Source organism: Streptomyces sp. NRRL S-118 (assembly GCF_000716335.1).
Classification (GTDB): Bacteria; Actinomycetota; Actinomycetes; order Streptomycetales; family Streptomycetaceae; genus Streptomyces.
In genome coordinates, this window is sequence record NZ_KL591018.1 from 93,778 (window position 1) to 103,633 (window position 9,856).

At 72.6% G+C, this 9,856-nt stretch carries 9 protein-coding genes and 2 pseudogenes; 6 read left to right on the forward strand and 5 right to left on the reverse strand.

The features are described from left to right. Window positions 1-91 precede the first annotated feature (91 nt). A complete protein-coding gene (locus IH00_RS0126610; protein WP_031077895.1) occupies window positions 92-598 on the reverse strand; it encodes a flavodoxin domain-containing protein in 507 nt (168 codons plus the stop codon). 642 nt (window positions 599-1,240) lie between these two features. Between IH00_RS0126610 and IH00_RS0126615 the strand changes: the two genes are divergently transcribed. The 4 genes and pseudogenes from IH00_RS0126615 to IH00_RS44295 all read left to right on the forward strand — a co-directional run. Continuing rightward, window positions 1,241-1,966, forward strand: coding sequence for a hypothetical protein (locus tag IH00_RS0126615; RefSeq protein ID WP_031077898.1), 726 nt, complete (start codon window positions 1,241-1,243; stop codon window positions 1,964-1,966). A gap of 81 nt (window positions 1,967-2,047) precedes the next feature. Continuing rightward, on the forward strand, window positions 2,048-2,287 hold the full coding sequence (locus tag IH00_RS0126620; RefSeq protein WP_031077899.1) for a hypothetical protein: 240 nt from the start codon (window positions 2,048-2,050) through the stop codon (window positions 2,285-2,287). Then, a complete protein-coding gene (locus tag IH00_RS0126625) occupies window positions 2,287-2,661 on the forward strand; it encodes a hypothetical protein (RefSeq protein WP_031077901.1) in 375 nt (124 codons plus the stop codon). The genes IH00_RS0126620 and IH00_RS0126625 overlap by 1 nt, the downstream gene beginning before the upstream one ends. A 3-nt stretch (window positions 2,662-2,664) precedes the next feature. Beyond that, window positions 2,665-2,874, forward strand: a pseudogene (locus IH00_RS44295) (GNAT family N-acetyltransferase); the annotation flags it as partial. 80 nt (window positions 2,875-2,954) lie between these two features. Here the strand turns inward: IH00_RS44295 and IH00_RS0126635 are convergent. Further along, window positions 2,955-3,548, reverse strand: coding sequence for a CBS domain-containing protein (locus IH00_RS0126635; protein ID WP_031077903.1), 594 nt, complete (start codon window positions 3,546-3,548; stop codon window positions 2,955-2,957). A 200-nt stretch (window positions 3,549-3,748) separates the two neighbouring features. Here IH00_RS0126635 and IH00_RS37715 point away from each other — a divergent pair. Further along, window positions 3,749-5,090: pseudogene (locus IH00_RS37715) on the forward strand (NAD(P)/FAD-dependent oxidoreductase). Window positions 5,091-5,195: 105 nt separating this feature from the next. Then, window positions 5,196-5,924: a methyltransferase domain-containing protein gene (locus tag IH00_RS0126645; RefSeq protein WP_031077905.1), complete on the forward strand. Its 729-nt coding sequence runs from the start codon at window positions 5,196-5,198 to the stop codon at window positions 5,922-5,924. Window positions 5,925-5,958: 34 nt separating this feature from the next. On the opposite strand, the gene IH00_RS0126650 is transcribed toward IH00_RS0126645, so the two are convergent. The 3 genes from IH00_RS0126650 to IH00_RS0126660 all read right to left on the reverse strand — a co-directional run bounded on the left by IH00_RS0126650 (window position 5,959) and on the right by IH00_RS0126660 (window position 9,619). Then, on the reverse strand, window positions 5,959-7,158 hold the full coding sequence (locus tag IH00_RS0126650) for a polyprenyl synthetase family protein (protein ID WP_078887985.1): 1,200 nt from the start codon (window positions 7,156-7,158) through the stop codon (window positions 5,959-5,961). Window positions 7,159-7,292: 134 nt separating this feature from the next. After that, window positions 7,293-8,792, reverse strand: coding sequence for a cryptochrome/photolyase family protein (locus IH00_RS0126655; protein ID WP_031077909.1), 1,500 nt, complete (start codon window positions 8,790-8,792; stop codon window positions 7,293-7,295). Window positions 8,793-8,929: 137 nt separating this feature from the next. Next, window positions 8,930-9,619, reverse strand: a complete 690-nt coding sequence (locus IH00_RS0126660) for a class F sortase (RefSeq protein WP_031077911.1) — start codon at window positions 9,617-9,619, stop codon at window positions 8,930-8,932. Window positions 9,620-9,856: the final 237 nt, after the last annotated feature.

Below are 9,856 nucleotides of genomic sequence, written 5' to 3' on the forward strand. Positions count from 1 at the left end.
GAGCAGGAGCATCCGCGCTTCGAGAACGTCCACGCGCCGGCGCAAGGGGTGCTCGCGGCATGGGCGTGTCCAGACCGCCGCGGGGGTGGGTTCATGACCCTTCCGGGGCCTTGATCTCGGAGGCCACAAGGGCGGCCCACTCCGCGATGCGGGGCAGGTCACGGAAATCACCGCCACGATCCTCGTCGAGGATCGCCTTGGCCATGCAGCCCCTGGCTCCGGCCTCGAGCCGTCCGCCGAAGGTGACGTGGTCACGCGCATCGGTACGGCGCTGTGCTCGCCGAGCGCTCGGGACGGGCGGGATGTCCCGCTCCGAGGCCGATGGGTCGAGCGGACCGCTGCTGAAAAGCCAGACCGGCCGTTCCCGCAGCGTCTGGCGGTGCTGCCGGGCGAAGCGCCTGGCGTCCCGGTGCCAGCGGCCCATGTAGAGAGCGCCGCCGATCACGACCGCACCGTAGGGCGCGACGTCCGTCACCTCCGACGGCGGCCGGACCTCCGCATCCAGGCCCTCATCCCGCAGGACGGAGGCGATGAAGCCGGCGATCTCGGCGGTCGAACCGTTCTTGGTCCCGTAGGTGACCAGTACGTTCGTACGCACTGTCTCCACCGCCCTTCTTCGAGCGCCGGGAGGTGCGCTGAGCGCGTCATCCGCCCGGTGTGCGAATGGTTCCACTTCCGAGGGTGCGCTGAGGTGCGGGCACATTGAAGGGCCGGTGAGGCAGAGCTCGGGGCCGAGTGGCCCTCCTCCATCCGATGGCGGCAGGCAGACGCTCCTGGCTCCGGACATCCATTCCCGTCCCCGGGCCGACGGGGTGTGTGCGGCGACGCCGTCACGGCCCTGCTGATCGGCAGAGGTGCAGTCCCCTTCGAAGTCGCGGCGGCTCGCGGCTGCGCTGTCGACGCGGTGATGGCTTGGCACCGGTCCCATGGACATCCGTCAGCAGGCTCCTCGACGGCGGCTGCCCTTCGGTGGATGCCCACCGCATCGTGGTGGAGGGGCCAGCATGAGACGTGCTCCTCAGCACTCGGAAACCACGGACCTGCTGGTCGTCGGAGCGAAGCGCAGGCTCGACCGCGGCGGTCTGCAGCGCGTTGCACCGGCGTCCGCCGGACCGCGAGAGTGGCGCACGCCTTTGTGACGCGGGGGTTGGCTCCGCGAGGGCCCTCCTGTGGAGTGACCGATGCCGGGCCCGGGCGTGTGTCGGTGCCAGGGGCCTGATCAGCCGGGCACACTGCTCGCATGCCCCATGACGAGGCGCAGTCCACTCCTCCCGAGTCCTTGCTGCAGGTGATCGACAACCTCTCACGGTTCCATCGGGAGCATGAGAAGTACTACGCACAAGCCCCTCTGCGGCAGGCGGCGCAACTCCAGGGGTGGTCGCGCGCGTTGAAAGCACTGGCTGACCGGTGGAGTGCGGTCGAGGTCGATGATCAAGCCTCCAGGATGCCGTTCGCAGGAGCGGAGGACTTGAACGCTCCCGGCCTCGTGGCGGAGACGGGAATCCTCTTCATGGAAGGGGAGAGCGAGCCTGCCGAGCTGCAAAGGCTCAAGCGAGAAGCCGGTCTCCTTGCGGATGACAGCGAACAGACCGGTACGTGGCTGGCGCAGGCGATAGCGCAGGCATGGGAGATCGCCGGAAGCCTGGCTCCGTATCCTGCGCTGGCCGACCTGCTGGGAGAGCGGCATCGGATCATCATCAACGACTGGCAGGCAGCGAGCATGCAGACGCTGGTGGCGAAGATGTTGCGCCGCGGACTCGATCTGCTGGCACGGGTCGACCTTTCTCCGGCAGCGCTTCGAAGTGACCTGCAAGGGGAGCGCAACGCCCCGAACTATCTGTATTCGGCCTCGGAGCTGTTCGACCGGGCTGCCGACCTGATGACGGAATCAGCAATGCTCGTACATGACAACGAGAGACGCTGGCGTGTGTTCCGTGGCCGAGTCCGCGAGTTGCGACTGAGGTAGGGCGAAGCCGCATCGGACCGCTCCCGCCCGGAGCTCGGATCGCGCCTTGGCCCCCTGGTACCTACTAGGTACCATGACGGTATGCCGTCCCTGAACATCACCTTCACCGACGAGGAACTCGAAGCGGTCCGCGCCGCGGCGGCCGCCGAGGGCAAGTCCCTCAAGCAGTTCGTCCACGATCTGCCCCTGCGTGAGCAGCAGCGTCTCCAGTTCGTCCGGTACGCCGTCTCCTGGGGCGAGGCCCATCGCGCCGAGTTCGACGACGCCTTCCCCGACGAGGCTCCACCCGCCCACCGCCGCGAGGGGGCGGACGCGGCCTGATGGTGTTCTTCATCGACGTCCCCTGGCTGCTGGACGTCCAGGAGCAGGCCGTGCCCGAGGACGTGAGCGTCGCCGACTACTCGGCCCTGGTGGCCGCCGTCGCCCGGCACAAGACCCGCATCCCGCGCCCCGCGACCGCGGAACCCGATGCCGCCTGGCGTGCCGCGGCCCTGCTGCACACGCTGGTGCGGCTGCAGCCGCTGCCCTACCGCAACAGCCTGTTCGCCTGCCAGGTCGCCGCCGCGTACATGCACGCCTCCGGCGAGGGCATCGATCCACCGTACGGTGCCATGGTCGACCTGGTCCGCGACATCCAGGCCGGCAAGGTGAGCGTCTACCAAGCCGCCGGCCTCCTCCGCACCTGGCGCATCTGACCGAAGCCCGGGCTTTTCGAACCGAGGGGCGTGCACCGGGAGCATCGCCGGCACGGCTACGGCAGGGCGACCACCCTCGCCGTGGCGGCCGCACTCCAGGAGGCGGGCTCGTCGAGCGCGACCGTCCGCACCCCGAGCTCCCATGCCGGTGCCGTCGCCACCCGCACGTCGGCCGGCTTCCGGCGACGCCCCGAGGTCCGGGACCGCTGCCGGGGCGGGGAGTGCCTCGCCCCCGGTCACGAACGGAGCCGGTGCCCGGCACACGGGCCGTCCAGGGGCGTGAGGAGGAGCGTTCACGGCTCTGTGCGGCCCGGTGCGGTGAGGCGGTCGATCACGGTGACGACGCCGTCGACGCCCTGGCACAGCCGCAGGATGACCGGAATCGCCTCCGGGGTCGGCACCGTGCCGCTGAGGGTGACGGAACCGTCCGACACCTCCACGGTGAGTGCCGCCGGCGACAGTCCCAGGGTGCGGGTGAGGATGTCCTCGAGGATCTCCTCGTGGATGGCACGGTCGCGCCGCAGGAAGAGCTGCAGGAGATCACTGCGGCTGATGACACCGATGAGCCGACCCGCGTCGTCGACCACCGGCAGGCGTTTGACCCGTCTGCGCTCCATCACCCTCGCCGCCTCCACGGCGGTCCATTCGGGCCGGGCCACGATGGCCGGGGCCGACATCAGTCCTTCGGCGGTGGTGGGGGAGTAGAGACGCGAGTGGAGGAGATCGGCCTCGGACACGACGCCGACGGGCCGGCCGTCCGCCTCGACGACCGGCACGGCCGTGATGCCGTACTCGTCCAGCAGCCGGGCGATCTCCTTGAACGGCGTCCCGCGCTGAACGGTGACCGCCTCCGGCGTCATGAGGTCGGCGACCGTGCGATGTCTCATTCGTGAGCACCCAGTTCTTCGAGGGAAACGTCGCTCCCATGATCCCCGCGATGGCCCGCGAGGAGCGGTTCCACACGAGGTCCGGCCCACACGAGGTCCGGCCCCGTGTGACGCGTGATGGCGTCGCCGGGGAAGGGAAGTCGGGGGAAGGTGGCGGAGGGGAGGGAAGCCGGAAGCGGAAGAGGAAGGCGAGGAGGACCATGGACGTCCGACACCGCGACATCCCGGACGTCGTCGTCATCGGCGCCGGTCTCGCCGGTCTGGCCTGCGCCCTGGACCTGAGCCGTGCCGGTCGGCGCGTGGTGCTGCTGGAGGCGTCCGCCACCGTGGGCGTCCGCCACCGTGGGCGGCCGGATGCGCACGGACCGGCGGGACGGGTTCCGGCTGGACCGGGGCTTCCAGGTGTTCAACACCTCCTATCCCCAGGTCAAGCGGCGTCTGGACCTCCGGCGGCTGCGCTTGCGGCCCTTCACCCCCGGCCTCGTGGCCCACTCCGACACCGGGCCGGTGCGCCTCGCCGATCCGACCAGGCGGCCGGACTGGGCCGGGTCACTGGTGCCGGGGCGGGTCCTTCCGGCCCGCGACCTGGCCGCCCTCGCCGCGCTCACCGCCCGGGACGTCCTGCTGCCCGCCGGCGTCCTCAAACGGCGGCCGGACCGCTCGACCTCGGCCGCCCTGGCCCGGGCCGGGGTGTCGGCACCGACGGTCGACCGGATCCTGCGGCCCTTCCTGGCCGGCGTGTTCCTCGAGGACCGGCTGGAGACCTCCGCCCGCTTCTTCCACCTCGTCTGGCGGAGCATGGTCAGGGGAACGCTCTGTCTGCCCGCCGACGGCATCGGCGCCGTACCGGCCCAGCTCGCCGAGGGCCTGCCCGACGGCGTCCTGCGACGGGAGACGGCCGTCCGCGAGATCAATCCTTCGGGCGTGCTCCTGGCCGACGGCGGCGAGGTGCCCGCCGCGGCCGTCGTGGTGGCGACGGACGCCGCCACGGCAGCCCGCCTGCTGCCGGGCCTGCCCGTGCCGGACGGCCGTACGGCGGCCGTCGTGGTGGCGACGGACGCCGCCACGGCAGCCCGCCTGCTGCCGGGCCTGCCCGTGCCGGACGGCCGTACGGTCACCACGTACCACCACACGGCCTCCAGGGCGCCCCTGGCGGAACCGACCCTGGTGGTGGACGGCAGCGGCGCGGTACTGAACACCTGCGTGCTGACCGAGGTCGCGCCCACGTACGCCCCTCCTGGCGCCGTTCTGGTCTCCACTTCCGTGCTGGGCGCGGACCGGCCCGGGGCGGGCGACACCGTGCTGCGGCGCCTGTGCGAGCTGTACGGCACGGATACGCGCGACTGGCAGCAGGTCGGCGTCCACACCGTCGAGGGTGCGCTGCCCGTGATGCGGCCGCCCTGGCCGCTGAGCCGCACGACCCGTTTCGGCCCGGGCAGGTACGTGTGCGGCGACCACCGGGCGACGGGTTCGGTGCAGGGCGCGCTGGCGTCGGGCACACGGGCCGCCCGGGAAGTGCTGACCGACCTGGCACGCGGATGAGACGGCGCTCGGCGACGGCTCGTGGCCGGGACGTCGCGCGGCCGGTCCGGCGCCGGCCGCTTGTGCAAGGACCCGTACCGAACCACGATCCCGGGAGAGCACCCGATGACACTGCTGCGCGACCGTGACCTGGCACGCGCCTTCGACCACGCGTCCCACGGCTACGACCGTCTCACCGCCCTGAACCCCGGGTACCGCACCGATCTGCTCCGCTCGGCGCGCCGGCTCCGGCTGCCCCGGGACGGGGAAGGCATGCATGTCCTCGACCTCGGCTGCGGTACCGGCATCTCCACCCGCGCCCTCCTGCGCGCCGCACCCCGCGCCCGCGTGACCGGGGTGGACGCCTCGTCGGGGATGCTGCGGTGCGCGCTGGCCAAGCCGTGGCCCGAACGCGTGCGCTTCCTCCACCTGAGCGCGGAGGAGCTCGTGACCGCCGGGGAGGGCCCGTTCGACGCCGTCTTCGCCGCGTACCTGTTCCGCAACGTGACCCGGCCGGACCGGATCCTCCGGACCGTCCGCACCCTGCTGCGACCGGGCGGACGACTGGCCGTCCACGAGTACAGCCTCAGCGGATCGGCCGTCCACCGCGCCCTGTGGACGGCCGTGTGCCACGGGGTGGTCATCCCGCTCGGCACGCTCAGCGGTGACCACGCCCTGTACCACCACCTCTGGCGCAGCGTTCTCGCCTTCGACACCGCGCCCGCCTTCACGGACCGGCTGACCCGGGCGGGGTTCTCCGGCGTGCGCGCGGCGCCCGTCGCCGGGTGGCAGACGGGGATCGTGCACACCTTCCTCGCCCGCAACGGCTCCACCACCGCTGTCCGGGAGCCCTGACGACAGCGCCCGCCGGCCCGGGGGAGGGGGCCCGTCACCCGCCGCCCTCCAGGCGGTCACCCTCCTCGGTCCGGGCACCCTCCTCGGTACGGTCGCCCTGCTCCGTGAGGTCCGCGAGAACGACGCCCGACGCGCGTTCGACGAGCAGGGCGAACTCCCGCCGTACGGTGACGTCGGCGCGGGTCCTGCCAAAGTGCCGCACACTGTCGGCCGCCAACTCCGCGATCCTCGACTCCACCACGGACCGCGCCCCGGTGCGCTCCAGCGCCGTCCGCATCCGCTCCACGGTGTCGTCCGACCGGGGAGCCGCGCCGGCCGCCAGCGCGGCGGAAGCCTCCTCGTCGCCGGCGGCGCCGGCGCGCCGGAGGCCGACGGCGAGCAGGTAGGTGAGTTTGCGCGTCCGCAGGTCGTCGCCCACCGGCTTGCCCGTCACGGCCGGATCGCCGAAGGCCCCCAGGAGGTCGTCCCGCAGCTGGAAGGCCAGCCCCGCGCACCGGCCGGCGGAGCGCAGCGCGTCCAGGTCGTCCTCGCCGGCGCCGGCCAGCGACGCGCCCAGCGCCAGCGGCCGCTCGACCGTGTACAGGGCGCTCTTGAGCGTGGCGATCGTCACCGCCTCGTCGAGGCCGGAGGCGCCGGCCGCCTGCGCGTGGAGGTCGCGGTACTGACCGGCGACCATCTCACTGCGCATCGCCCGCCACTCGTCGTACAGCCGCGGGCCGTGCGGTGAGCCGAGAGCCGTCTCCGTCAGCACGTCGTCCGCCCAGGCGAGGGCCAGGTCCCCGGCGAGCACCGCGGCGGCGGTGGCGAAGGATTCGGGTGACCCGCTCATCCGCGCGGCGCGGTGCATACGGGCGAGGTCGACGTGCAGCGCCGGAGCGCCGCGGCGCCGCGGGGAATCGTCCATCACGTCGTCGTGCATCAGAGCGCACGCCTGCACCAGTTCGAGCGCGGCTCCCACGCGCAGGACCGCGGTGGTGTCGCCCGAGCCGCCCGCGGCCCGCCATCCGCACCACGCGAACGCCGTGCGCAGCCGCTTCCCGCCGCGCCGGAGGAACGCGCCGACCCGGCCGGCCACATCTCTGGCGAACACCGGGTCCACCTCGCCGGCCCGGCGCAGTTCCGCGTCGAGGACCTCCTCCAGGACCGTCTCCGCGGCCTTGATGGCGCCGACGGCCGTGAGGGGGCCGTCGGCGGGTCCGGCCGTCTCCGTCGTGGCCGGCCGCATTCCGGACATGCGTCACCCCTGCTCGCTCGCGGTCATCTGCACCTCAGGTTTCCGTCGCCGAGCCGGGCCCGGATGCGCCGTCGTCCCGGCGGTGCGCGTCCTGCCGACGGAACCGCTCACCCCACCGGCGCGCGGACCGTGTCTCACGGCGGGCTGTCACCGCGTGCGCGCTCCTGGCGCCGCAACTCGTCGAGGTCGGCGAGCCGGTCCAGGCCCCGCACCGCCCGGGCGGTGCGGTGGTTGCGCTCCAGCCGGGCACGGTGCCGGTCGAGAAACGTCCAGTAGCCCGCGGTGTAAGGGCACGCCCGCGGGCCGGTCCGGTCACCGGGCCGGTAGTCGCACGGCCCGCACAGATCGCTCATCCGGTTCACGTAGGCACCGCCCGACGTGTAGGGCTTGGTGGTCATCCGGCCGCCGTCGGCGTACTGCGACATGCCGACGACGTTCGGCACCATCACCCAGTCGTAACCGTCCACGAAGCACCGGTGGAACCACTCGGTGACCTCGGCCGGGTCCCAGCCGCGCTGGAGTGCGTAACCGCCGAGGATCATCAGCCGGGGGATGTGGTGGGTCCACCCCGTGTCCCGCACCTGGGACAGGACCGTGCGCAGGCAGTGCGCGCGCACGGCGTCCGCGTCCAGGTCGTTCCACCAGCCGGGCAGCGCAGCGGTGTGGCGCAGGACGTTGGAGTGCCGGTACTCCTCCCCGAAGTACCAGTACAGCTGCCACACGTATTCGCGCCAGCCGGCGATCTGCCGGACGAAGCCCTCCACGCTGTTGAGCGGTGCCCGGCCCTCGCGCCACGCCGTCTCGGCCCGCTCGACGCACTCGGAGGGGTCGAGCAGACCGAGGTTGAGCGACGACGACAGCAGGCTGTGGCTCATGACGGGGTCGGCGGCGAGCATGGCGTCCTCGTACGGGCCGAACGTGCCGAGCCGGTGTTCCACGAAGCGCCGCAGCGCCGCCCGTGCCTCGGCCCGCGTCGCGGGGAACAGGCGTGGTCCGTCCCGTCCGGCGAAGGACATCCCGCCGTCGCGTTCCCAGCGGTCGAGGTCGTGGCGGACCTCGTCGTCGATCTCGTCCTCGACCGGCCGGTACGGGGCGGGCACCGGCAGGGCGGGCGTCTTCCGGGGCGGAGGCTGCCGGTTGTCGTGGTCGTGGTTCCAGCGGCCGCCGGCAGGGGCCTCGCCGTCCATCAGCAGGCCGTACCCCTGCCGAACCCACCGGTAGAAGTCCTCCTGCCGCAGCCGCGCACCGCCGTGACCGTCCGCCCATGCCGCGAAGTCGTCCATCGGCACCAGGAACCCCCGCGCGGGACCCATGGTCACGCGAGGCAGGGAGCGCACCAGTCTCACGGCGGCGTACGAGGTCGGATGGTGGACGGTCACCGGGACGTCCCCCGTCACCCGCGCCAGTCCCTCCCGGTACGTCTCGGCGCGGACGTACGTGATCCGGTCGCCCAGTTCGGCAGCCCGGTGGCGCATGGCGGAGAGCACCAGATGCGCCTTGGCGCGGTGGAAGCGCCGGCGCCGGAACACCGACCGGGCCTCGATGATCACCACCGGCGTGTCGCCGGTGAGCCCTGTGCCCTCGGAGGGGCGCAGGAAGTGCGGTCCGAGCTGATCGCCGAAGAGCCAGTGCATCAGGCGTTCCTCCTTCGGGGCTCGCACGGCCGCACGGGTGGGCGGCCGCCTGCCCCGGGGGCCGCGCGTGCACGCACGGTGCCGGGCGTCCGCCACGACCGGGCGGCGGCCGCGGGCGCCCCGCCCGTACCTTCGGATCACCGCTTCTTGGGCGGCGACTTCAGGTGGGCGAAGACCACGGTGTTCTCGGTGTACCGCTTCTTGCTGCGGTCGTAGCTGCCGCCGCAGGTGATGAGACGCAGCTGGGCATCAGGGGTGTCGGCGTAGACGCGGTCGTCAGGGAAGTCGTCCTGGGGGAAGTTGTCGATGTGGTCGACGACGAATGTCGCGGTGGTCCCGTCCTTGCGGACGACGTCGACGGTGTCGCCAGGGGAGAGCGCGCTGAGGCGGGCGAAGACCGCGGGTGAGGTCGTGGTGTCGAGATGGCCGGCGACGATCGCGGTGCCGCGCTCTCCCGGGGACGCACCACCGGCGAACCAGCCGACCAGGTTCGTGTCATCGGGTGGCGGGGCGTTCAGGCGCCCGGACGAACCGATGGACAGCTCCGTGAACGGCGCATCCACGTCGATGCTGGGGATGAGCAGACGTGTGGGCACCGAACGCGGCAGTGAGAAGCTCTGCGCCTTGACCGTGCTGCTGGCCGAGGGCGCGGGCACGGCCGGGCGGCTCGCCACGGGTGCCGGCGCAGGCGCCGGCGGGCTCGTCGGGCCGTCCCAGCTGAGCGCGACCACGGCCACTGCGAACACCGGCAGCACGAGCGAAAGCAGGCGTCGCGGCCGGCGTTTCCGCGACGGAGGAGCAGGGTCGACCTGTGGACGGGCATTCATGCCGCAGCGCACCCCAAGTGAGCGAAGTGGACACACCGATGTTCGTTCCGCAGCGTGTGGCTGCGACCCTTCCCCGAAAGGAGCCGCAGCCACACGCTGTGCACGTCAGCGCACCGGATCAGGCAGCGCCGCCGCGGACGGCACGGCGGCGGAGCATGTAACCGCCCGCACCGAGGGCACCCAGGAGCGCCAGGCCTCCGGCGACCGGGGCGGCGGAGGAGTCCAGACCGCCACCGC